General features: G+C 67.5%; 21 protein-coding genes. 12 read left to right on the top strand and 9 right to left on the bottom strand.

Annotated features, from left to right (window positions below; genetic code table 11):
• Positions 1-30: 30 nt before the first annotated feature.
• The 6 genes from AMYNI_RS0129275 (at position 31) to AMYNI_RS0129250 (ending at position 7,644) form a co-directional block, all read left to right on the top strand.
• Positions 31-276, top strand: coding sequence for a DUF6457 domain-containing protein (locus AMYNI_RS0129275; protein WP_020671647.1), 246 nt, complete (start codon positions 31-33; stop codon positions 274-276).
• A gap of 117 nt (positions 277-393) precedes the next feature.
• Complete coding sequence (locus AMYNI_RS0129270; RefSeq protein WP_020671646.1) at positions 394-2,079, top strand: thiamine pyrophosphate-binding protein; 1,686 nt, start codon at positions 394-396, stop codon at positions 2,077-2,079.
• Positions 2,080-2,093: 14 nt separating this feature from the next.
• Entirely contained in the window at positions 2,094-3,323 is a 1,230-nt protein-coding gene (gene frc, locus AMYNI_RS0129265; RefSeq protein WP_020671645.1) for a formyl-CoA transferase, read from the top strand.
• A gap of 3 nt (positions 3,324-3,326) precedes the next feature.
• Positions 3,327-5,471 carry an acetate--CoA ligase family protein gene (locus AMYNI_RS0129260; RefSeq protein WP_020671644.1) on the top strand — a complete coding sequence of 715 codons (2,145 nt, stop codon included), beginning with the start codon at positions 3,327-3,329 and terminating at the stop codon, positions 5,469-5,471.
• A gap of 211 nt (positions 5,472-5,682) precedes the next feature.
• Positions 5,683-7,089 carry an Nramp family divalent metal transporter gene (locus tag AMYNI_RS0129255; RefSeq protein ID WP_051116376.1) on the top strand — a complete coding sequence of 469 codons (1,407 nt, stop codon included), beginning with the start codon at positions 5,683-5,685 and terminating at the stop codon, positions 7,087-7,089.
• Positions 7,090-7,644: a hypothetical protein gene (locus AMYNI_RS0129250; protein WP_020671642.1), complete on the top strand. Its 555-nt coding sequence runs from the start codon at positions 7,090-7,092 to the stop codon at positions 7,642-7,644.
• A gap of 108 nt (positions 7,645-7,752) precedes the next feature.
• Here AMYNI_RS0129250 and AMYNI_RS0129245 read toward each other — a convergent pair whose 3' ends face one another.
• Both AMYNI_RS0129245 and AMYNI_RS45585 read right to left on the bottom strand, forming a co-directional pair.
• A complete protein-coding gene (locus AMYNI_RS0129245; RefSeq protein WP_020671641.1) occupies positions 7,753-7,941 on the bottom strand; it encodes a hypothetical protein in 189 nt (62 codons plus the stop codon).
• Between the two features lie 92 nt (positions 7,942-8,033).
• A complete protein-coding gene (locus tag AMYNI_RS45585) occupies positions 8,034-8,792 on the bottom strand; it encodes a GntR family transcriptional regulator (protein ID WP_063713782.1) in 759 nt (252 codons plus the stop codon).
• A gap of 181 nt (positions 8,793-8,973) precedes the next feature.
• On the opposite strand from AMYNI_RS45585, the gene sucC reads away from it, so the two are divergent.
• Entirely contained in the window at positions 8,974-10,143 is a 1,170-nt protein-coding gene (gene sucC, locus AMYNI_RS0129235; protein WP_020671639.1) for an ADP-forming succinate--CoA ligase subunit beta, read from the top strand.
• Between the two features lie 3 nt (positions 10,144-10,146).
• Complete coding sequence (gene sucD / locus AMYNI_RS0129230; protein ID WP_020671638.1) at positions 10,147-11,025, top strand: succinate--CoA ligase subunit alpha; 879 nt, start codon at positions 10,147-10,149, stop codon at positions 11,023-11,025.
• A gap of 74 nt (positions 11,026-11,099) precedes the next feature.
• Here sucD and AMYNI_RS0129225 read toward each other — a convergent pair whose 3' ends face one another.
• From AMYNI_RS0129225 to AMYNI_RS0129205, 5 genes are all read right to left on the bottom strand, one after another.
• Entirely contained in the window at positions 11,100-12,434 is a 1,335-nt protein-coding gene (locus AMYNI_RS0129225) for an MFS transporter (RefSeq protein WP_063713781.1), read from the bottom strand.
• 104 nt (positions 12,435-12,538) lie between these two features.
• Entirely contained in the window at positions 12,539-13,018 is a 480-nt protein-coding gene (locus AMYNI_RS0129220; protein ID WP_020671636.1) for an Rv2732c family membrane protein, read from the bottom strand.
• Positions 13,015-14,490: a tRNA (N6-isopentenyl adenosine(37)-C2)-methylthiotransferase MiaB gene (miaB, locus tag AMYNI_RS0129215; RefSeq protein WP_020671635.1), complete on the bottom strand. Its 1,476-nt coding sequence runs from the start codon at positions 14,488-14,490 to the stop codon at positions 13,015-13,017. The genes AMYNI_RS0129220 and miaB overlap by 4 nt, the downstream gene beginning before the upstream one ends.
• Before the next feature lie 63 nt (positions 14,491-14,553).
• Complete coding sequence (locus AMYNI_RS0129210; protein WP_020671634.1) at positions 14,554-14,901, bottom strand: type II toxin-antitoxin system PemK/MazF family toxin; 348 nt, start codon at positions 14,899-14,901, stop codon at positions 14,554-14,556.
• Positions 14,901-15,134, bottom strand: a complete 234-nt coding sequence (locus AMYNI_RS0129205; protein ID WP_020671633.1) for a ribbon-helix-helix domain-containing protein — start codon at positions 15,132-15,134, stop codon at positions 14,901-14,903. The genes AMYNI_RS0129210 and AMYNI_RS0129205 overlap by 1 nt, the downstream gene beginning before the upstream one ends.
• 276 nt (positions 15,135-15,410) lie before the next feature.
• On the opposite strand from AMYNI_RS0129205, the gene AMYNI_RS0129200 reads away from it, so the two are divergent.
• From AMYNI_RS0129200 to AMYNI_RS0129185, 4 genes are all read left to right on the top strand, one after another.
• Positions 15,411-16,139: an amino acid ABC transporter ATP-binding protein gene (locus AMYNI_RS0129200; protein WP_211225641.1), complete on the top strand. Its 729-nt coding sequence runs from the start codon at positions 15,411-15,413 to the stop codon at positions 16,137-16,139.
• A 53-nt stretch (positions 16,140-16,192) separates the two neighbouring features.
• Complete coding sequence (locus AMYNI_RS0129195) at positions 16,193-17,077, top strand: glutamate ABC transporter substrate-binding protein (RefSeq protein WP_026361088.1); 885 nt, start codon at positions 16,193-16,195, stop codon at positions 17,075-17,077.
• A 113-nt stretch (positions 17,078-17,190) separates the two neighbouring features.
• Positions 17,191-17,838 carry an amino acid ABC transporter permease gene (locus AMYNI_RS0129190; protein WP_020671630.1) on the top strand — a complete coding sequence of 216 codons (648 nt, stop codon included), beginning with the start codon at positions 17,191-17,193 and terminating at the stop codon, positions 17,836-17,838.
• Positions 17,835-18,692, top strand: coding sequence for an amino acid ABC transporter permease (locus tag AMYNI_RS0129185; protein WP_026361087.1), 858 nt, complete (start codon positions 17,835-17,837; stop codon positions 18,690-18,692). The genes AMYNI_RS0129190 and AMYNI_RS0129185 overlap by 4 nt, the downstream gene beginning before the upstream one ends.
• 68 nt (positions 18,693-18,760) lie before the next feature.
• Here AMYNI_RS0129185 and AMYNI_RS0129180 read toward each other — a convergent pair whose 3' ends face one another.
• Together AMYNI_RS0129180 and AMYNI_RS0129175 are read right to left on the bottom strand one after the other, a co-directional pair.
• Positions 18,761-19,516, bottom strand: coding sequence for a succinate dehydrogenase/fumarate reductase iron-sulfur subunit (locus AMYNI_RS0129180; RefSeq protein ID WP_020671628.1), 756 nt, complete (start codon positions 19,514-19,516; stop codon positions 18,761-18,763).
• Position 19,517: 1 nt separating this feature from the next.
• Positions 19,518-21,431, bottom strand: coding sequence for a fumarate reductase/succinate dehydrogenase flavoprotein subunit (locus AMYNI_RS0129175; RefSeq protein ID WP_020671627.1), 1,914 nt, complete (start codon positions 21,429-21,431; stop codon positions 19,518-19,520).
• Between the last annotated feature and the right edge of the window lie 9 nt (positions 21,432-21,440).

Genomic DNA, 21,440 nt, shown 5'->3' with positions numbered 1-21,440 from the left:
CGGTCAACGGGCTCGAACCGGGAGGCAGCGATGGACGAACTCGCCGAATGGACAAGGTCGGTCTGCGCAGAACTGGAGGTGCCGCCGGCCCAGCTCGACCCCGAGCTCGTCCTGAACCTGGCCCGTGACGTGCGACGGAGCGTCTCGAGGTCGGCCGCGCCGGTCACCGCGTTCCTGTTCGGCCTCGCCGTCGGGCGCGGGCTCACCGCCACCGAAGCGGCGGAGCGGGTCAACGCGCTGGTCCGAGGCTGGCGTGACATCGACTGGCGCGACTGACACGGACTGACAACCAACGATCAGCTCTGGACAAGCGGTCGAAGCAGGTACAACATAACCCCGAGATTCTGTATGCAGTATGCGGTAGGCACTAGGCGTGAGGAGCTGACGACGCACATGGCAGGCGACGGCGAACCCGAAACCATCTCAGGTGGACATCTGGTCGCGAAGGCGCTCAAAGCAGAGGGCATCGACGTGGTCTTCACCCTCTGCGGCGGGCACATCATCGATATCTACGACGGCTGCGTCGACGAAGGCATCGACGTGGTCGACGTACGGCACGAGCAGGTCGCCGCGCACGCGGCGGACGGCTACGCCCGGCTCACCGGACGGCCCGGTTGCGCGGTGGTCACCGCCGGGCCGGGCACCACGGACGCCGTCACCGGGGTGGCGAACGCGCTCCGCGCCGAGAGCCCGATGCTGCTGATCGGCGGGCAGGGCTCGCTGAGCCAGCACAAGATGGGCTCGCTGCAGGACCTGCCGCACGTCGACATGATGAACCCGATCACCAAGTTCGCGGCGACCGTGCCCGCCACCGAGCGGGTCGCCGACCTGGTGTCGATGGCCTTCCGCGAGTGCTTCCACGGCGCGCCGGGACCGTCGTTCCTGGAGATCCCCCGCGACATCCTGGACGCCCGCGTACCGGTGGAGAAGGCCCGCATCCCCGAGCGCGGTCACTACCGCGCATCGACCCGCAGCGCGGGTGACCCGGAGGGCATCGAGCAGCTGGCCGACCTGGTTTCCAAGGCGGAGAAGCCCTGCGTGCTGCTGGGCAGCCAGGTGTGGACCTGCCGCGCGACCGACGCGGCCGTCGAGTTCGTCCGCGCGCTCAACGTGCCCGCGTTCATGAACGGCTCCGGCCGCGGCACGCTGCCCCCCGGCGACCCGCACCACCTGCAACTCGCCCGCCGGTACGCGTTCCAGAACGCGGACCTGATCATCATCGTGGGCACCCCGTTCGACTTCCGGATGGGTTACGGGCGCAGGCTTTCCCAGGACGCCACCGTGGTGCAGATCGACCTGGACTACCGCACGGTGGGCAAGAACCGCGACATCGACCTCGGCATCGTCGGAGACGCCGGCATGGTGCTCAGCGCGGTGACGCAAGCGGTTTCCGGCCGGGTGGACAACGGCGCCGTGGCCCGCAAGCCGTGGCTCGAAGAGCTGCGCGGGGTGGAAACCAAGGCGTACGAGGCACGGCTGCCGCGGCAGCTTTCCAATTCCTCCCCCATCGACCCGTATCGGCTGGTGCACGAGATCAACGAGTTCCTCACCGAGGACTCGATCTACATCGGCGACGGCGGCGACATCGTCACCTTCTCCGGCCAGGTCGTGCAGCCGAAGTCGCCTGGCCACTGGATGGACCCGGGTCCACTCGGGACACTCGGCGTCGGGGTGCCGTTCGTGCTGGCCGCGAAGTACGCCAGGCCGGAAAAGGAGGTCGTCGCCCTGTTCGGGGACGGCGCCTTCAGCCTCACCGGCTGGGACTTCGAAACCCTGGTCCGCTACAACCTGCCGTTCGTGGGCATCGTGGGCAACAACTCCTCGATGAACCAGATCCGCTACGGGCAGATCCAGAAGTACGGCGCGGACCGCGGCCGGGTCGGCAACACGCTCGGCGACGTGCCCTACGGCGAGTTCGCCAAGATGCTCGGCGGCTACGGCGAAGAGGTGCGCGACCCGGCGGAAATCCGGCCCGCGCTCGAACGCGCCCGCGAATCCGGCAAGCCCTCGCTGATCAACGTCTGGGTCGACCCGGAGGTCTACGCCCCCGGAACGATGAACCAAACCATGTACAAGTAACGGGAGGACTAGTTATGGGAAAGGCACTTGAGGGTGTCCGCGTGCTCGACATGACCCATGTCCAGTCCGGCCCGTCCGCCACGCAGATCCTGGCCTGGCTCGGCGCGGACGTGGTGAAGCTGGAGGCACCGACCGGGGACATCACCCGCAAGCAGCTCCGCGATCTACCCGATGTGGACAGTCTCTATTTCACGATGCTGAACTGCAACAAGCGGAGCATCACGCTCAACATGAAGAGCGATCAGGGCAAGAAGCTGTTCAGCGAGATGATCCCGCGGTTCGACATCCTGGCGGAGAACTTCGGCCCCGGCGCGGTGGACCGGATGGGCTTCACCTGGGACCGGCTGCAGGAGCTCAATCCGAGGCTGATCTACGCCTCGATCAAGGGATTCGGCGACGGCCCGTACACCCACTACAAGGCCTACGAAGTGGTCGCACAGGCCATGGGCGGGTCGATGAGCACCACCGGGTTCGAGGACGGGCCGCCGCTGGCGACCGGTTCCCAGATCGGTGACTCCGGCACCGGGATCCACACCGTGGCCGGCATTCTCGCCGCGCTGTTCCAGCGGGAGCAGACCGGCCGGGGCCAGCGGGTGACGGTGGCCATGCAACACGCGGTGCTGAACCTGTGCCGGGTCAAGCTGCGCGACCAGCAGCGGCTGGCGCACGGGCCGCTGGCCGAGTACCCGAACGACGAGTTCGGCGACAGCGTGCCGAGGTCGGGCAACGCCTCCGGCGGCGGCCAGCCGGGCTGGGCGGTCCAGTGCGCGCCCGGCGGGCCGAACGACTACATCTACGTGATCGTCCAGCCGGTGGGCTGGGCCCCGATCGCCGAGCTGATCGGCAGGCCGGAACTCGCCGAGGACCCGGAGTGGAGCACCCCGGAGGCTCGACTGTCCAAACTGGACAAGATGTTCCAGCTCATCGAGGAGTGGAGCACCGGGCACGACAAGTGGACGGTGCTGGCCAAGCTCAACGAGCGCAACATCCCGTGCGGCCCGATCCTGTCCACCAAGGAGATCATCGAAGACTCCTCGCTGGTGGAGAACGACATGGTGGTGCGGGTGCCGCATCCAGAACGCGGCGAGTTCACCACCGTCGGCTGCCCGATCAAGCTGTCCGAGTCCCCGGTGGACGTGCAGCGCTCCCCGCTGCTCGGCGAGCACAACGAGGACATCTACGCCCGCGAGCTCGGCCTCGGGGAAGACCGGCTCGCCGAGTTGCACGCAAAGGGAGTGATCTGAGGCATGACCGGCACCAGCATCGACAAGGCGGCCGTCCGGGAGATCCTGGACAAGGTCCGCGCGGAAGGCCGTGATGCGCTGACCGCACCCGAAGGAAAACGGGTCTGCGACGCCTACCGGATTCCGACCCCGAAGGAAGGCCTCGCCACCACCGCGGACGAGGCCGCGCGGCTGGCCGCGGAGATCGGCGGGCCGGTCGCGCTGAAGATCGTCTCCCCGGACATCCTGCACAAGACGGAGGCGGGCGGGGTGCTCGTCGGCATCTCCGGCGAGGACGCCGTCCGGCAGGGCTACCAGCGGATCCTGGACAACGCCAAGGCGTACCAGTCCTCGGCCGAGATCACCGGCGTGCAGGTCCAGCAGATGGTCACCGGCGGGCACGAGGTGATCATCGGCGCGACCACCGACCCCACCTTCGGCAAGGTGGTCGCGTTCGGCCTCGGCGGGGTGCTCGTGGAGGTGCTCAAGGACGTCACCTTCCGGCTGGCCCCGGTGGACCCGGCCGAGGCCAGGTCCATGGTGGACGGCATCAAGGCGGCCGAGGTGCTCAAGGGTGCCCGCGGCGCCGAGCCCGCCGACGCGGCCGCGCTGGCCGGGGTGATCGCGCAGGTTTCGGCGCTGGTCACGGACTTCCCGGAGATCAGCGAGTTCGACCTCAACCCGGTGTTCGCCGGTCCGGACGGGGCGATCGCCGCCGATGTCCGGATCCTGATCGAGACCGGGCCGGTGACCGAGCCGGTGCGGCATTCGCGGGAGGAGATCCTGCGCGTGATGGACCGCCTGATGAACCCGCGGTCGGTCGCGGTGATCGGGGCGTCCGCCGAGGACGGCAAGATCGGCAACTCGGTGATGAAGAACCTGATCAACGGTGGCTACGCGGGCGAGATCCACCCGATCAACCCCAAGGCCGACGAGATCCTCGGCCGCAAGGCCTATCCCTCGGTCGGCGACGTGCCCGGCGAGGTGGACGTCGCGGTGTTCACCATCCCGGCCAAGTTCGTGCCGGCCGCGCTCAACGACTGCGGCGCCAAGGGAGTGCCGGCCGCGGTGCTGATCCCGTCCGGTTTCGCCGAAACAGGGAACCAGGCGCTGCAGGACGAGATCGTCGAGATCGCACGCGAACAGGGCGTCCGGATGCTCGGCCCGAACATCTACGGCTACTACTACACACCGCAGAACCTGTGCGCCACCTTCTGCACCCCGTACGACGTGCGCGGCGGGGTGGCGCTGACCTCGCAGAGCGGCGGCATCGGGATGGCCATCCTCGGCTTCAGCCGGACCACCAAGATGGGCGTCTCCGCGATCGTCGGTCTCGGCAACAAGTCCGATGTGGACGAAGACGACCTGCTCACCTTCTTCGAGCAGGACGACAACACCGAGTGCGTGGCCATGCACCTGGAGGACCTCAAGGACGGCCGGGCCTTCGTCGAGGCGGCGCAGCGGATCACCAAGAAGAAGCCGGTGGTGGTGCTCAAGGCCGGCCGGACCGCGCTGGGCGCCAAGGCGGCCAGCTCGCACACCGGCGCGCTGGCCGGGGACGACAAGGTCTACGACGACATCCTGCGCCAGGCCGGCGTTGTCCGCGCGCCCGGCCTGAACGAGATGCTGGAGTACGCCAGGGGCCTGCCGATGCTGCCCACGCCGAAGGGCGAGAACGTCGTCATCATCACCGGTGCCGGTGGCTCGGGGGTGCTGCTCTCCGACGCCTGCGTCGAGGCCGGACTGTCCCTGATGGAGATCCCGCCGGACCTCGACGAGGGCTTCCGGAAGTTCATCCCGCCCTTCGGCGCGGCCGGCAACCCGATCGACATCACCGGTGGCGAACCGCCGTCCACCTACGAGGCGACGATCCGGCTCGGACTGGAGGACCCGCGCATCCACTCGCTGATCCTCGGCTACTGGCACACCATCGTCACCCCGCCGATGGTGTTCGCGGAACTGACCTCCAGGGTGGTCGAGGAATACCGGGCGAAAGGGATAGACAAGCCCGTTGTCGCCTCACTCGCCGGGGACACCGAAGTCGAAAAAGCCTGTGAATATCTGTTCGACCATCGAATCGTCGCCTACCCCTACACCACCGAGCGCCCGGTCACGGTGCTCGGTGCCAAGTACCGGTGGGCGAGGGCGGCCGGTCTGATCAAGCCTTGATCTGATCGACCGGGAGTGTTGAAATCGCCCGAGGCTGATCTCCAGGAGGGCGCTGGCGAAGGGGACTCACGCAACGAGGCGCGTGTCTCACCAATCAGGAGGTCCAATGGTGGATTCTCAGAATGCCCCTGCTGCGGGCTCGCCGGGCGGCGAAGCCGTGCTTAGCAGCTCGGGTGAAGAACGGGTTTATCACGCGGGCAAGCTCGAACCGATGCCCATTCGCAAGTTGCCGGACGCACCATCCACGATTCATTTGCTCGGCCCGACGGTGTTCCTGGTCGCCCTCGGCGTCGGGATGGGCGAGTCGTACCTGTGGCCGCGGCTGGTGCTGGTCTTCGGGCCCGAGATCAGATGGTTGTTCCTGATCGGTGTCACCCTGCAGGCCGTGGTGATGCTGGAGATGGCGCGGTACGCCATGGCCACCGGGGAAAGCATCTTCTCCGGTGCGGCCAGGGTGTTCAAACCGCTGATGTGGTTCTTCTTCATAGCGGCGATAGCGGTCTACATCTGGCCCGGCCATCTCTCGGCGGGTGCGGCCGCCTTCGAGGAGATCACCGGCATCCCGTGGGTGGTGACGGCCTGCGTCGCGCTGGTACTGGTCGGGGTGCTGTTCAGCCTGGCCAAGGTGATCTACAGCCTGATGGAGAACGTGCTCGGGCTGCTGATCGGGATTCTGGTGGTGGGCACCGCGGTGATCGCCTCGATCGTGGGCAGCTGGGCCGATCTGGCCAGCACCATCACCGGAATGTTCAACTTCGGCTACTTCCCGTCCGAGGCGATGTCCTCCACCTGGTTCCCGGTCGTGGTCGGCGCGATCGCCTTCGCCGGGCCGTCCGGCATGCAGCAGATGTGGTACACGCTGCACCTGCGGGACAGCGGCGCCGGCATGGGCGCGCACATTCCCCGGATCCGGGGTCTGCGCCACGCCGGCGAGGGCGAGAAGATGCCGACCCACGGGTACATGTTCGACACCAGCGACCCGGACGAGATGAAGAAGTGGAAGGGCTGGCGCCGCTGGGTCACCTTCGACGCGATGCTGCTGTTCTGGGGCATCACCATGCTGGTGACGGTGTCGTTCACGGTGCTCGCCCAGTCCGCGGCACGGGCCAACCCGGACGTGAAGACCCTGATCGAGGGCGGTGACCGGGACGCCGCGCTGAAGGCGATGTCGGACGCCTTCGCCGTGGCAGGCGGGCCGGTGCTCGGTGGTCTGTTCTTCGGCTTCATCGCACTGATCGGGTTGAACGCGACACTGGGCCTGTTCGACTCGTTCTCCCGCGGGCAGGCGGACATGGCCTACCGGTTCGTGCCGAAGTTCCGCAAGCTGGGCATCTCCGGCCTGTACGCCGCGTTCCTCTGGGGCGTGATCATCTTCGGCATCCTGATCCTGCTGTTCGGGCCAGCCGACGGTCCGAGCGGGGTGCTGGACATCCTGGCGTTCCTGTCCACTTTCGCCATGGGTGCCTACTGCGTCGTGCTGCTGCTGGTGAACAACAAGATCCTGCCGAAACCGATCCGCCCGAAGTGGTGGACCAACCTGATCATCGGCTTCGGCGCGGTGTTCTATCTCGGCATGTTGTTCTACAGCCTGTTCCGCTTCGGTGTGGTCGTGAACTAGATGGAGACGACGAAACTGCGCAGTATTGCGGAAATCGCGTTTCCCGGACTCACCGTGGGACTCGTCGCCGGGGTGTCCGCCGGAGGGCTGGCCATGATCGTGGGCCAGCCGCTCGGCTGGGCGATCGCCACCGTGCTGTGCCTCGGCGTGCCGCTGGGCCTGCTCGGTGGCGGTTACGGGTTGCTGGTGGCCTTCGGGAAGGTCCGGATCGGCGCGTTCGCGCCCGCCGCGCTCTACTGGCTGATCGGTTTCCCGCTGGCCAGGCTGATCCACGAGGTGGGCGTCTGGCTGGTGCTGACCGGTTCGCCTGCCACTCCGCCCGACGTGGCCGGTTTCCTTGCCTACCAGGCCATCATCAGTGCCGGTTTCGCGATCGGCTTCCTGTGGCTGCACGAACGGATCGCTCCGCGCTGGTGGTACCAGGTCGCCCCGCACAACCCCAGGGCGGCGGAGGTCTTCGCCAAGTACGCGGCGCACGCGCACCAGCTGGCGGAAGCCCGACAGCGGCGCAAAGGCCCGCGACGCCCGGCCAAGACGGCGGAGAAACAAGGATGAAACCGTCCCGGCGAACAGGAATCAGGTGATGCGGTGGATCGAGGCGGACTGAGCCGGCTTCATCGGCGGCTCAGTCTTCGCCCTGGACCCGAATGGAACTCCGCAGCGTCAGCGCTGGGTCGCGCGCTCGCGCTCGTCGCCGGACTGATCACGCAGGAACTGCTCCACCTCCGCGGCCTGGTCCTCCCGCTGCTTCTGCATCGCGGTGGCGAGTCCGAGGCCGAGGGTGTGCCCGTCCGCGTTGAAGCCGCGGGGCATGTCGGTAAGGGATTTCACGATCTCTTTCCAAGTACGCATTGCCAAATCACCTCCTTTTCAGGACAGCATCCCTCGGCCGGTGACGCCACTTCGGCGGCGCCGGCCGGGGGTTTCTTGTGGTACGGGTCTCCTCAGGCTCGCGGCGCGGTCCGCCGGCGCCGGGATCGCGCCGGTACCGGCGTCTCCACTACCGTCTCGGCGCCATCGGCGCGCTCGGTGCGCTGTTCGAGGTAGGACTGCCTGGTCCGCTCGGTGTGCTCGCGCATGATCCGCGCGGCCGCCTCCGCGTCGCCCTTCTCGATGGCGTCGACCAGCCTGGCGTGCTCCTCCCAGGACCGGCTCCCCCGGTGCCTGGCGATCGGCGTGTAGTACCACCGCACCCGGCGGTCCACCTGCTGCACGAAGTCGAACAGCACCGCGTTGCCGCTCAGTTCGCTCACCAGCCGGTGCAGCTCCGCGTTGGCCACCACCATGCCGTCGATGTCGTCGGCGGCCAGCGCGGTCTCTCCGGCGGCGCACAGCTGCCGCAGCCGGAGCACCCCCTCCGGGCCGGCGTGCTGGGCGGCGAGCCGGGCCGATTCGCCCTCCAGCAGGGCGCGGACGGCCAGCAGCTGGTCCACCTCGGTGTCGGTGGGCGCGTGCACGAAGGCGCCGTAGCCGGGGCTGAGGTCAACCCAGCCCTCGGAGTTCAACAGCTGCAACGCTTCCCTGATCGGCTGACGGGAGACGCCGAGCAGCTCGGCGAGCTCGCTCTCCACCAGGTGCTGGCCGGGCGCGAGCTGCCGGGAGATGATCAGTTCCTGGATCGCCTGGTACACCCGCTCACGCAGCGGGACCGGCCGGTCGATCCGCTGCGCCGACATGCCTTGCGGCAACTCGCGAGGTGGCATGCTCAACTCCAAGCAATCGGGTATGCGTCAGCTGGGCTTTCACGACCATTTGGTCGACTGCCTACAGCATACAATGAACGAAATGTCTGGTCTGGGTGATGCCAGTCACTACTCTACGTGACCTGCCTCACGGCTCCTCTAACTCTTTCTTCCATACTGCATACAGTCTACACTATGTCGCATGGACCTCTACGAGTATCAGGCGAGGGATCTCTTCGCCTCCCACGGCGTGCCGGTGCTCCCGGGCGCCGTGGCGGACAGTCCCGACGAAGCCCGTGCCGCGGCCCGCAGAATCGGCGGCCGGGTGGTGGTGAAGGCTCAGGTGAAAGTCGGCGGCCGAGGGAAGGCCGGCGGCGTGAAACTGGCGGAATCCCCCGGCGTAGCGAGCGAGAAGGCGGCGGCCATTCTCGGCTTGGACATCAAAGGCCATGTGGTGCACCGGGTAATGGTCGCCGCGGCTTCTGATATTGCGGAGGAGTATTACTTTTCGTTTTTGTTGGATCGGGCGAATCGTACGTTTTTGGCGATGGCGTCGGCTGAGGGTGGGGTGGAGATCGAGCAGCTGGCGGTGGAGCGTCCGGATGCGTTGGCGAGGATCCCGGTGGATGCGATCAGCGGGGTGGATCGGGCCAAGGCGGTTGAGATTTTGACTGCGGGGAAGTTCCCGGCCGTGGTGGTGGATGAGGCCGCTGAGGTGGTGGTGAAGCTGTGGGAGACGTTCGTGTCTGAGGATGCGACGTTGGTTGAGGTGAATCCGCTGGTGCGGGATCCTCAGGGCAAGATCATCGCGTTGGATGGCAAGGTCACCCTGGATGAGAACGCCGGGTTCCGCCAGCCGGGGCATGAGGCGTTGGTGGATAAGCAGGCCGAGGACCCGTTGGAGGCCAAGGCTAAGGCTAAGGACCTCAACTATGTGAAGCTGGATGGTCAGGTCGGGATCATCGGTAATGGTGCTGGGTTGGTCATGTCCACCCTCGACGTGGTGGCGTATGCGGGTGAGCGTCATGGTGGGGTGAAGCCGGCGAACTTCCTCGACATCGGTGGCGGGGCGTCGGCGGAGGTGATGGCCGCCGGGTTGGACGTGATCCTGCACGACAGTGATGTGAAGAGTGTGTTCGTGAACGTGTTCGGTGGGATCACCGCGTGTGACGCGGTCGCGACCGGGATCGTGGAAGCGTTGAAGATCCTCGGGGACGAGGCGTCCAAACCGCTGGTGGTGCGGCTGGACGGCAACAACGTCGACGAGGGCCGCAGGATCCTCGAAGAGGCGAACCATCCCCTGGTCACCCAGGTGGACACCATGGACAACGCGGCAGACAAGGCCGCCGAGCTCGCAGCGGCAGGTGCGTGAGTCATGTCGATCTTTGTGAATGAGCACAGCAAGGTGATCGTGCAGGGCCTGACCGGCTCCGAGGGCACCAAACACGCCACGAAGATGCTGAAGTCGGGCACGAATATCGTGGGCGGGGTCAATGCCCGCAAGGCCGGGCAGACGGTCACCATCGACGGCACAGACTTGACCGTGTTCGGCACGGTCGAGGAGGCCATCAAAGAGACCGGCGCCGACGTGTCGGTGATTTTTGTGCCGCCGAAGTTCGCCAAAGACGCCGTCATCGAAGCGATCGACGCGGAGATTGGGCTGGCGGTGGTGATCACCGAGGGCATCCCGGTGCACGACTCGGCCTACTTCTGGGCCCACGCCGTCGCCAAGGGCACCAAGACGCGGATCATCGGCCCGAACTGTCCGGGTGTGATCTCTCCGGGTAAGTCGAACGCGGGCATCATCCCGGCGAACATCACCGGGGCGGGCCGGATCGGGCTGGTGTCCAAGTCGGGCACTTTGACGTATCAGATGATGTACGAGCTGCGGGACATCGGGTTCTCCACCGCGGTCGGTATCGGCGGTGACCCCGTCATCGGCACCACCCACATCGACGCCCTCGCCGCGTTCGAAGCCGACCCCGACACCGACGTCATCGTCATGATCGGCGAAATCGGCGGCGACGCCGAAGAACGCGCCGCCGACTACATCGCCGCCAACGTCACCAAACCCGTCGTCGGCTACGTCGCCGGCTTCACCGCCCCCGAAGGCAAAACCATGGGCCACGCCGGCGCCATCGTCTCCGGCTCCTCCGGCACCGCCGCCGCCAAGAAGGAAGCCCTCGAAACCGCAGGCGTCAAGGTCGGCAAAACCCCGACCGAAACCGCCCACCTCGCCCGAAATCTGCTCTGACACCCCCGATGCAGCGAAGGCCACCTTGCCTGCGTTGAATGCAGGCAAGGTGGCCTTCGCTGCATCGACCCGGGTCAGGTGCGCAGGCGCAGGGAGGGGCGGCCCGGCTGCCAGAGCAGGCCGACAAGGCCGGCCGAGACGAAGCAGAGCACCGCCGCCACCGGGAAGCCGGCCGAATCCGGGGCGGGCACCGCGAAGAACGCGACCATCCCGGCACCGAGCAGGCCACCCGCCGCCTTCGCCCCGTAGAACAGGCCGAAGTTCGGCAGCCCCGGCCGGTCGCCGAAATGTCCAGCCACCAACCCGGGCAGCAGCGCGTAGCAGATCCCGGTGGCCGCGCCGGCCAGTCCGGCACCCACGAGCAGCAGTGCCGGCAACCGGTTCGCTCCGGCGCCCAGCAACAGCAGCTGCGCCAGCCCGCCGGTGCACAGCGCGACCCGCAGCACCCGCGCCCTGCCGAAACGGTCGGCCGCCCAGCCCGCGGCCGACCGCGCCGCGCCGCTCACCCCGGCGAGCACGCCCACCGCGGCGGCCCCGAACCCGCTCGCCCAGCCGCTCTCCATCGTGAACAGGGCGAGATAGCCGAGGTCGAACAAAGCGACCGCCGCGGCGAACACCACCGCCAGGTACAGCAGCACGAACACCGGGCTCCGGACCAGTTCGCCGGCCGAGTAGTGCCGGATGGCGGGCCGGTTGTTGCGCAGGGCGGGATTGACCGACTTGTCGACCGCCCACAGCCGCGGGTCCAGATGCGCCGGCCACCAGTTCGGCGGCGGGTCGCGCAGGATCAGTGCCGAGGCGCCGGCGACCAGCAGCACCACGGCCCCGGTCGCGGTGAACACCGTCGCGGTGTCCGCCGGACCCGCCAGCCAGCCGGACAGCAGCAACAACGGGAGCACGCCGTAGCCGAACGCACCACTGACCAGCGCGGTCCGGCCGGAGCGCTCCGGATACCACTTCGCCACCGCGCCGAGGGCCGCGCCGTAGATCAGCCCGGCACCCATCCCGCCGAGCAGGGCGTGTCCCGCCAGTACGACCGGAAAGCTCCCGGCGACGCCCAGCGTGACCAGCCCGGCCGCGGACAGCAGCGCACCGGCCGAGATCGCCGCCACCGGCGGCAGGCGGAGCGCGGCGGCCGGGTACACCGTGGTGCTCTGGCACAGGAACCACACCGCGAGCACCGCGAACCCCTGCGCCGTGGTCCAGCCGTGCGTGCTCACCACCACCGGCATCAGCGCGGCATAGCCGTACTGCCCTACCCCGGCGGCCAGCATGGCGGCCCACGCCGCCCACAGCATCCATTTGCGGGACCGGCCGAGCAGGTCGCGGTCGCTCGCGCCGACCTGGTACCGGCGGCCGTAGAAGTCACGTACTTCTCGAGAGGGAGGAACGGGCAGTGGACCGGGCATTCTCATCACCCTCACTGGTGGGTGCATACTGTATACCGTAACCAGGTATAGCAGGTCCTGCCCGTGCATGTCCATGTCCGCCCGGAAACCTCGTCCGGCTGGGGTCAGCTACGCGACCAGGCGGTACGCATCCAGTTGACCGCCAGCACGATTGTCGCGATGACAGCGATGATCATCCCGATCCCAGGGCCGCCGCCGGCCGCGCCGGACGCCGCCGAGGACTGCTGCGACCACACCGCCAGCACCCCGACCACCGAGGTGAACCAGCCGCCCACCGCGCAGACCCAGGTCAGCCACCAGCGGCGGGTGGCCAGCGCGAGCATCCCCGCGAGCACGCCGAACCCCGCGGAGGTCCCGGCGAACAGTTGGGGAATGGTGCCGGACTGCCCGAGCAGCGCCTGCCAGCCGACCTCGCCGCCGACCCAGGGCAGCACCTGGCCGACGATCAGCACGAACACCGCCACCGCGATCACGAAACCGCGCCGGCCGAGTTCCACCGTGCGAGCGGCCTTCCGGACCACCTCGTCCACGTCCGCCGCCAGCTCGCTGAAGTCGGCCGAGTTGCCATTGGGCTGATCAGTCATGCTCCACACCCGTTCTGCACTGGCTGTACCGGGGGCGCACCGAACGAGGGCAGCCCGAGGGTGACCCCGTTGGTCTTCGGCCGCAGCCCCGCCTCGGCGTTGTCCCCGGCTGTGGTCCGCCGATGGGACAGCAGGTCCCCGTCCGCGACCAGATGGTGCGGCGCGCCGTAGCTGATCACCGCTTCGACCACGTCGCCGGGGCGGACCGCCCGGTCCACCGCGGCACCGGCCGGGCTGAAGTGCACCAGCCTGCCGTCCCTTGCCCGGCCGCTCATCCGGTGCGTGGCGGCGTCCTTGCGGCCCTCGCCCGAAGCGACCAGCAGCTCGACCTTGTGCCCGACCAGCTTCTTGTTCTCCTGCCAGGCGACGTCGTTCTGCAGCTCCACCAGCCGGTTGTACCGCTCCTGCACCACCTGCTTCGGCAGCTGGCCTGGCATCTCCGCGGCCGGGGTGCCCGGCCGCTTGGAGTACTGGAAGGTGAACGCGCTGGAGAACCTGGCCTCGCGGACCACGTCCATGGTGGCCTCGAAGTCCTGCTCGGTCTCCCCGGGGAAGCCGACGATGATGTCGGTGGTGATGGCCGCGTCCGGCATCGCCGTCCGCACGTTGTCCAAAATGGACAGGAACCGGCTGGAACGGTAGGAGCGGCGCATCTGCTTGAGCACCCGGTCCGAGCCGGACTGCAACGGCATGTGCAGCTGGTGGCAGACGTTCGGCGTCTCGGCCATCGCGTCGATCACGTCGTCGGTGAACGCGGCCGGGTGCGGCGACGTGAAGCGGACCCGCTCCAGGCCGTCGATCGAACCGCAGGACCGCAGCAGCCGGGAGAACGCGTCCCGCTCACCGAACTCCACGCCGTAGGAGTTCACGTTCTGGCCGAGCAGGGTCACCTCCAGCACGCCCTCCGCGACCAGCGCCTCGACCTCGGCCAGGATCTCCCCCGGCCGCCGGTCGCGCTCCTTGCCGCGCAGCGAAGGCACGATGCAGAAGGTGCAGGTGTTGTTGCAGCCCACCGAGATGGACACCCAGCCGGAGTAGGCGGAGTCGCGGCGAGCCGGCAGCGTGGAGGGAAAGGTCTCCAGCGACTCGAGGATCTCCACCTCGGCCTCGGCGTTGTGCCGGGCGCGCTCGAGCAGGGTGGGCAGCGAGCCGATGTTGTGCGTACCGAAGACCACGTCCACCCAGGGCGCGCGCTTGACGATCTCGCCGCGGTCCTTCTGCGCGAGGCAGCCGCCGACCGCGATCTGCATCCCGGGGTTGGCGGTCTTCGCGGGACGCAGCTGGCCGAGGTTGCCGTAGAGCTTGTTGTCCGCGTTCTCACGAACCGCGCAGGTGTTGAACACGACCACGTCCGGATCGCCGCCAGGGCCGGCCGGCACGTAACCGGCGTCCTCCAGCTGCCCGGCCAGGCGTTCGGAGTCGTGCACGTTCATCTGACAGCCGAACGTGCGGATCTGGTAGCTCCGGGTCACCCGTTCTCCTCAGTGCGGTACGTCAAGCATCAATCAGGGTAAGCCTCCGCCGGAACCGCGTACTCACAGGCCGAGGTGCAATCGCAACGCGTCGTCCAGCCTGGCCATCACCACGCCCGGCACCTGGCCCGCCTTCCGCCCGATGCGCTGCACCGACACCGAGCGGACCTGCTCCGCCTGGGCCTTCGAGTCACGGGCCAGCCCGCATTCCACGGCGGGCAGCAGCACCTGGAACGGGAAGACCCGCGAGACGTTCGAGGTGACCGGCACGACCGTGACCACGCCCCGGCCGAGCCGGGTGGCCACCGCGTTCGCGCCGTCGTTGCTGACGATCACCGCGGGGCGGGTCTTGTCGGCCTCCGAGCCGCGTACCGGTTCCAGCTCGACCAGTCGGATCTCGGCCCGCCGCATCAGCGCGCCGGGCCGGCGAGGACGCCGTCTCCGGTGGCGGCCTGCCAGGCCGGTTCGTCGTCGCCGGCCGACCATTCGTCCCAGGCCGCACTGTAGGCGTCCTCCAGCTGGGAGGCCCGCAGCAGCTCGATCGCGCGCTGGATGGCGGCCGATCGGGAGGCCACCCCGGCCTTCGCGGCGTAGTCGTCCAGAAACGCCACATCGTCCGCGGCCAGGCTCACGCTCAACTTCATACCAGTGATACTACTCGTAATACTACCGGAGTACTACCCGTATCCGGACCTCGACAGATACCCGGATACGGCGGGTGACTACAGTGGCCCGCACCCGGGTGAAATCGGTCCGCTTCCGGCCGCGGATTCGGTGACACTCAGGTTGCGTTTTGATCGAAAGGGCGGGTCCCCGGGGTTGGTTCGGTGTTAGATCCCGGAGTCACGCGCAACAAAACCCGATCCGAGCTATTCCGCCGGCATGGAGGCCAGATGACCGCAGCGACGCCCGCGCCGCCGATGATCAAGGCGGCGGCCGTCAACAAGTTCTTCGGCGAGCTGCACGTGCTGAAGGACATCAATCTCGAGGTGCCGCGCGGGCAGGTCGTCGTGGTGCTGGGCCCGTCCGGGTCCGGCAAGTCGACCCTGTGCCGGGCGATCAACCGCCTGGAGCCGATCAACTCCGGCGAGATCGCGGTGGACGGCGACCCGCTGCCCGCCGAAGGCAAGGCCCTCGCCGCCCTGCGCGCCGACGTGGGCATGGTGTTCCAGTCGTTCAACCTGTTCGCGCACAAGAGCATCGTGGACAACGTGATGCTGGCGCCGCAGAAGGTCCGCAAGGTCTCCTCGGCGGAGGCCCGCAAGACCGCGATGCAGCTGCTGGACCGGGTCGGCATCGCCAACCAGGCCGACAAGTACCCGGCGCAGCTCTCCGGCGGCCAGCAGCAGCGCGTCGCGATCGCCAGGGCGCTGGCCATGCGGCCAAAGGTGATGCTGTTCGACGAGCCGACCTCGGCACTGGACCCGGAGATGGTCCAGGAGGTCCTGGACGTGATGACCAGCCTGGCCAAGGAGGGCATGACGATGCTCGTGGTCACGCACGAGATGGGCTTCGCCCGCCGGGCCGCGCACCGCGTGGTGTTCATGTCCGACGGCGAGATCGTCGAGGACTCCACCCCGGACGAGTTCTTCACCAAGCCGAAGTCCGATCGTGCGAAGGACTTCCTCGGCAAGATCCTCACTCACTGAGAATTCCTCCGCGGCGCGGGGCGCGCCGCAGCAACAGAACAGGAGACGTGCAGATGAAAATCCGTACCCTTGCGGTCGGACTCATGGCTGGGGCGCTCGTGCTCACCGCCTGCGGCAAAGAGGGCAGCCCCACCGACTCGGGTCAGCAGGCGCAGACCGCCGAGCAGAACGTCACCGTCGCGGGTTCGCCCACCTTCGACAAGATGAAGGCGGCCGGCAAGGCGATCATCGGCGTCAAGGAAGACCAGCCCGGCCTCGGCTACAAGGACCCGACGACGAACACCTACACCGGGTTCGACATCGAGATCGCCAAGCTCGTCGCCGCCAAGCTGGGCTTCGGCGCGGACAAGGTCGAGTACAAGCCGGTGCCCTCCGCCGGTCGCGAGCAGGCTATCTCCAACGGCGACGTGAACTACTACGTCGGCACGTACACCATCAATGACAAGCGCAAGCAGCAGATCAGCTTCGCCGGCCCGTACTTCGTGGCAGGCCAGGGCCTGTTGGTGAAGAAAGACAACACCGACATCACCAGCAAGGAAACCCTGAAGGGCAAGAAGGTCTGCTCGGTGACCGGCTCCACGCCGATCCAGAACGTGCGCGAGAAGGGCTACACCGAGCCCGAGAACATCGTCGAGCTGCAGAACTACTCGCAGTGCGTGACCCAGCTGGACACCGGCCAGGTACAGGCCGTCACCACCGATGACGCGATCCTCAAGGGTTACGCGGCGCAGGAGCAGGAAAAGTTCAAGCTCGTCGGCGAGCCGTTCTCCAAGGAGCCCTACGGCATCGGCCTGCCGAAGGACGACAAGGCGCTGCGGGACAAGGTGAACGACATCCTGCAGGCCTCGTTCGACGACGGCACCTGGCAGAAGATCTACGACAACACCCTCGGCAAGTCCGGGTCGCCCGCGCAGAAGCCGGCACTCGAGCGGTACTGACCTGACCTTCGACCGGCGGGGCGCGATCATGGCCCCGCCGGTCGAATCGTTCCACCGAGTCTCCGCCGCACTCGAATGCCGGCCCGCTTCCTTGCACAAGCCACGAGGACAAGATGGACGTTCTACTCGACAATCTCGACCTCTACGGTCCGGGGTTCCTCAAGACCATAGAGCTGTTCCTGCTCGCCGCGGTCGGCTCGCTGATCTGGGGCACGATCCTCGCCATGCTGCGGGTGAGCCCGGTGCCGGTGCTCCGCGCGGCGGCGACCACCTACGTGACGTTGTTCCGCAACACGCCGCTGACCCTGATCTTCTTTTTCTTCGCCTTCGCGTTCCCACTGCTGAAGGTCATGGACCTCTCCCCGTTCGTGGCCGCGGTGGTGGCGCTGGGGCTGTACACCTCGGCCTTCATCTGCGAGGTCGTGCGGTCCGGCATCAACACCGTGCCGGTCGGCCAGGCCGAGGCAGGCCGCGCACTGGGACTGACCTTCGGGCAGATCCTCGGTGAAGTGGTGCTTCCCCAGGCCGCGCGTTCGGTAGTGCCGCCGCTGGTGAGCACCCTGATCGCACTGCTGAAGAACACCACCATCGCGGCCGGGTTCTCCGTGGTCGAGGCCGGCGCGATCCAGGCGTACCTGTCCGAGCGCGGCTACAGCGTGCTCATCGGCCTGTTGTGGGTGGCCTTGTTCTTCGTCGTCCTCGTCATCCCGATGACCCTGCTGCAGCGCAGCCTCGAGAAGCGTTGGAGTGTGGCCCGGTGAGCTCTGTACTGTTCGATGTTCCGGGACCGAAGGCCCGCGCCCGGTACCGCGTGTACGCGATCGCCGGCATCCTGCTGATCGCCGCGCTCGTCGCCTTCGTCATCTACCGCTTCGCTGCCTCCGGTCAGTTCGACGGCAAGGTCTGGAGCTGGCTCGAGTACCAGACGGTCCAGGAAGACCTGGTGGCCGCGCTGCTGAACACCCTCAAGGCGTTCGCCGCGGGCGCGGTGCTGGCACTGGTGTTCGGGGCACTGTTCGCCGCCGGCCGGCTGTCCGACCACGCGATCTTCCGGGTGCCTTCAACGGTGATCGTGGAGTTCTTCCGGGCCATCCCGCTGGTGGTCATGATCTTCATGTTCCACTACGGGATCAGCCTTGGCGCCCCGTTCTACTCGGTGGTGCTCGGGCTGACGCTGTACAACGGCGCCGTACTGGCCGAGATCTTCCGGGCGGGTGTGCTTTCCCTGCCACGCGGGCAGAGCGAGGCGGCCTACGCGCTGGGCATGCGCAAGACGCAGACCATGAACCAGGTGCTGCTACCGCAGGCGCTGCGGGCCATGCTGCCCACGATCATCAGCCAGCTGGTGGTGCTGCTCAAGGACACCGCGCTGGGCTTCCTGATCACCTACGAGGAGCTCCTGCGCTACGCCCGCTACCTCGGCGGTATCCCGGAGTTCGGCCGCCCGCTGGTGCCGGTGACCATCGTGGTCGCGGCGATCTACATCGCGATGTGCCTGCTGCTCACCTGGCTCGCCAAGTACCTGGAAAGCCGGAACCGGCGCAACAAGAAGGTCACCAGCGGACCGACGCAGAAGGTCAAGGAAGCCGCCCTGCTCGACGGCGGAGCGACCTGATCCGGCCGCTAACGCCGTGAAGGGCACCTTGCCTACCTTGAAGGTGCCCTTCACGGACAGACGAGAAGTTACTTGTTGCGTTTGAAGAGTTTGCTGCCGAGCCAGACGACGGGGTCGTACTTCCGGTCGGCGACGCGCTCCTTCATCGGGATGAGCGCGTTGTCGGTGATGTGGATGCCCTCGGGGCAGACCTCGCTGCAGCACTTGGTGATGTTGCAGTAGCCGAGGCCGTGCTCGTTCTGCGCCTCCCGGCGACGGTCCGCGACGTCGAGCGGGTGCATCTCCAGTTCGGCGATCCGCATCAGGTACCGCGGGCCGGCGAAGAACTCCTTGTTCTCCTCGTGGTCACGCACCACGTGGCAGGTGTTCTGGCACAGGAAGCACTCGATGCACTTGCGGAACTCCTGCGAACGCTCCACGTCGACCTGCTGCATGCGGTACTCGCCGGGCGCGAGGTCCTCGGGCGGCGTGAAGGACGGGATCTCCCGCGCCTTGGTGTAGTTGAAGGACACGTCGCACACCAGGTCGCGGATCACCGGGAAGGTCCGCATCGGCGTGACCGTGATGACCTCGTTCTCCTCGAAGGTGGACATCCGGGTCATGCACAGCAGCCGCGGCCTGCCGTTGATCTCCGCCGAGCAGGAGCCGCACTTGCCCGCCTTGCAGTTCCACCGCACCGCGAGGTCCGGGGCCTCGGTGGCCTGCAGGCGGTGCAGGATGTCGAGCACCACCTCGCCCTCGTTCGCCTCGACCTTGTAGTCCCGCAGCTCACCGGAGTCGGCGTCATCGCCACGCCATACCCGGAGGCTCGCCTTGTAACCCATCTCAAGCTTTCCTTCCCGGGTGCCCGGCGAGTTCCTCGTCGGTGTAGTACTTCTCCAGCTCCCCGAGCTCGAACAGCTCGAGCAGGTCCTGGCGGATCCCCTCCGGGCGCTTCTCGGTGACCGTCACCCCGGGGGTCAGCGGATCCTCGTCGGCCACCGAACACACCAGCAACTTGTTGCGCCACTGGGAATCCATCATCGGATGGTCGTCACGGGTGTGCCCGCCGCGGCTCTCCGTGCGCATCAGGGCCGCCCTGGCGACGCATTCGCTGACCACCAGCATGTTGCGCAGGTCGAGCGCGAGGTGCCAGCCGGGGTTGAACTGCCGGTGCCCTTCCACCGTCACCCCGCCGATCCGCTGCTTGATGTCGGCGAGCTTGGCGAGTGCCTGCTCGATCTCCTCGGCCTTGCGGATGATGCCGACCAGGTCGTTCATCGACTGCTGGAGCTCGCTGTGCAGGGTGTACGGGTTCTCCTCCACCCCGTCGGCGGGTGGGTTGAACGGCGCCAGCGCCAACTTGGCCGCATCATCCACATCGGACTGCTCGACCACCGGGCGCCGGTCGAGCGACTGCACGTAGTCGGCCGCGCCGAGGCCGGCGCGGCGGCCGAACACCAGCAGGTCCGACAGCGAGTTGCCACCGAGCCGGTTCGACCCGTGCATACCGCCGGAGCACTCCCCCGCGGCGAACAGGCCGGGCACGCTGGCCGCCGCCGAGTCGGGGTCGACCTCGATCCCGCCCATCACGTAGTGACAGGTGGGACCGACCTCCATCGGCTCCTTCGTGATGTCGACGTCCGCCAGCTCCTTGAACTGGTGGTACATCGAGGGCAGCCGTCGCTTGATCTCCTCGGTCGGCAGCCTGCTGGCGATGTCCAGGAACACCCCGCCGTGCGGGGACCCCCGGTCCGCCTTGACCTCCGAGTTGATCGCCCTGGCCACCTCGTCACGCGGCAGCAGGTCGGGCGTGCGGCGGTTGTTGTCCGCGTCGTCGTACCAGCGGTCCGCCTCTTCCTCGCTCTCCGCGTACTGCCCCTTGAAGACGTCCGGCACGTACTCGAACATGAACCGCTTGCCGTCCGAGTTCTTCAGCACGCCACCGTCGCCGCGGACGCCCTCGGTGACCAGGATTCCCTTCACACTGGGCGGCCACACCATGCCGGTCGGGTGGAACTGGACGAACTCCATGTTGATCAGGTTCGCCCCGCTGCGCAGCGCCAGCGCGTGCCCGTCCCCGGTGTACTCCCAGGAGTTCGAGGTGACCTTGAAGGACTTGCCGATCCCGCCGGTGGCCAGCACCACGGCCGGGGTCTCGAACAGGATGAACCGGCCGCTCTCGCGCCAGTACCCGAAGGCACCGGCGATCTGGTCGCCATCCTTAAGTAGCTCGGTGATGGTGCACTCGGCGAAGACCTTCACCTTCGCCTCGTAGTCACCGTGCTCGCGGAAGTCCTCCTGCTGCAACGAGACGATCTTCTGCTGCATGGTGCGGATCAGTTCGAGGCCGGTGCGGTCACCGACGTGCGCCAGCCTCGGGTAGGTGTGCCCGCCGAAGTTCCGCTGGCTGATCCGGCCGTCCTTGGTGCGGTCGAAGAGCGCCCCGTAGGTCTCCAGCTCCCAGACCCGGTCCGGAGCCTCCTTCGCGTGCAGCTCGGCCATCCGCCAGTTGTTCAGGAACTTCCCGCCGCGCATGGTGTCGCGGAAGTGCACCTGCCAGTTGTCGTTGGCGTTGGCGTTGCCCATCGAAGCCGCGCATCCGCCCTCGGCCATCACGGTATGCGCCTTGCCGAACAGCGACTTGCACACCACCGCGACGCTGAGCCCGCGTTGCCGGGCCTCGATGACCGCGCGGAGCCCGGCTCCGCCCGCGCCGATCACCACCACGTCGTAGTTGAGCCGTTCGACCTCGGTCATGAAAATGTC

The organism is Amycolatopsis nigrescens CSC17Ta-90, from assembly GCF_000384315.1.
Lineage (GTDB): Bacteria > Actinomycetota > Actinomycetes > Mycobacteriales > Pseudonocardiaceae > Amycolatopsis > Amycolatopsis nigrescens.
This window is presented reverse-complemented; position numbering and strand designations above follow the sequence as displayed.

Coding starts and splice junctions, on each gene's coding strand:
- AMYNI_RS0129255 (WP_051116376.1), top strand. CDS start 5,683: ATGCCCATTCGCAAGTTGCCGGACGCACCATCCACGATTCATTTGCTC.
- AMYNI_RS0129205 (WP_020671633.1), bottom strand. CDS start 15,134: ATGAAGTTGAGCGTGAGCCTGGCCGCGGACGATGTGGCGTTTCTGGAC.
- sucC (WP_020671639.1), top strand. CDS start 8,974: ATGGACCTCTACGAGTATCAGGCGAGGGATCTCTTCGCCTCCCACGGC.
- AMYNI_RS0129195 (WP_026361088.1), top strand. CDS start 16,193: ATGAAAATCCGTACCCTTGCGGTCGGACTCATGGCTGGGGCGCTCGTG.
- AMYNI_RS0129175 (WP_020671627.1), bottom strand. CDS start 21,431: ATGACCGAGGTCGAACGGCTCAACTACGACGTGGTGGTGATCGGCGCG.
- AMYNI_RS0129275 (WP_020671647.1), top strand. CDS start 31: ATGGACGAACTCGCCGAATGGACAAGGTCGGTCTGCGCAGAACTGGAG.
- frc (WP_020671645.1), top strand. CDS start 2,094: ATGGGAAAGGCACTTGAGGGTGTCCGCGTGCTCGACATGACCCATGTC.
- AMYNI_RS45585 (WP_063713782.1), bottom strand. CDS start 8,792: ATGCCACCTCGCGAGTTGCCGCAAGGCATGTCGGCGCAGCGGATCGAC.
- AMYNI_RS0129180 (WP_020671628.1), bottom strand. CDS start 19,516: ATGGGTTACAAGGCGAGCCTCCGGGTATGGCGTGGCGATGACGCCGAC.
- AMYNI_RS0129200 (WP_211225641.1), top strand. CDS start 15,411: ATGATCAAGGCGGCGGCCGTCAACAAGTTCTTCGGCGAGCTGCACGTG.
- AMYNI_RS0129245 (WP_020671641.1), bottom strand. CDS start 7,941: ATGCGTACTTGGAAAGAGATCGTGAAATCCCTTACCGACATGCCCCGC.
- AMYNI_RS0129190 (WP_020671630.1), top strand. CDS start 17,191: ATGGACGTTCTACTCGACAATCTCGACCTCTACGGTCCGGGGTTCCTC.
- AMYNI_RS0129220 (WP_020671636.1), bottom strand. CDS start 13,018: ATGACTGATCAGCCCAATGGCAACTCGGCCGACTTCAGCGAGCTGGCG.
- AMYNI_RS0129250 (WP_020671642.1), top strand. CDS start 7,090: ATGGAGACGACGAAACTGCGCAGTATTGCGGAAATCGCGTTTCCCGGA.
- AMYNI_RS0129270 (WP_020671646.1), top strand. CDS start 394: ATGGCAGGCGACGGCGAACCCGAAACCATCTCAGGTGGACATCTGGTC.
- AMYNI_RS0129260 (WP_020671644.1), top strand. CDS start 3,327: ATGACCGGCACCAGCATCGACAAGGCGGCCGTCCGGGAGATCCTGGAC.
- AMYNI_RS0129225 (WP_063713781.1), bottom strand. CDS start 12,434: ATGCCCGGTCCACTGCCCGTTCCTCCCTCTCGAGAAGTACGTGACTTC.
- sucD (WP_020671638.1), top strand. CDS start 10,147: ATGTCGATCTTTGTGAATGAGCACAGCAAGGTGATCGTGCAGGGCCTG.
- AMYNI_RS0129210 (WP_020671634.1), bottom strand. CDS start 14,901: ATGCGGCGGGCCGAGATCCGACTGGTCGAGCTGGAACCGGTACGCGGC.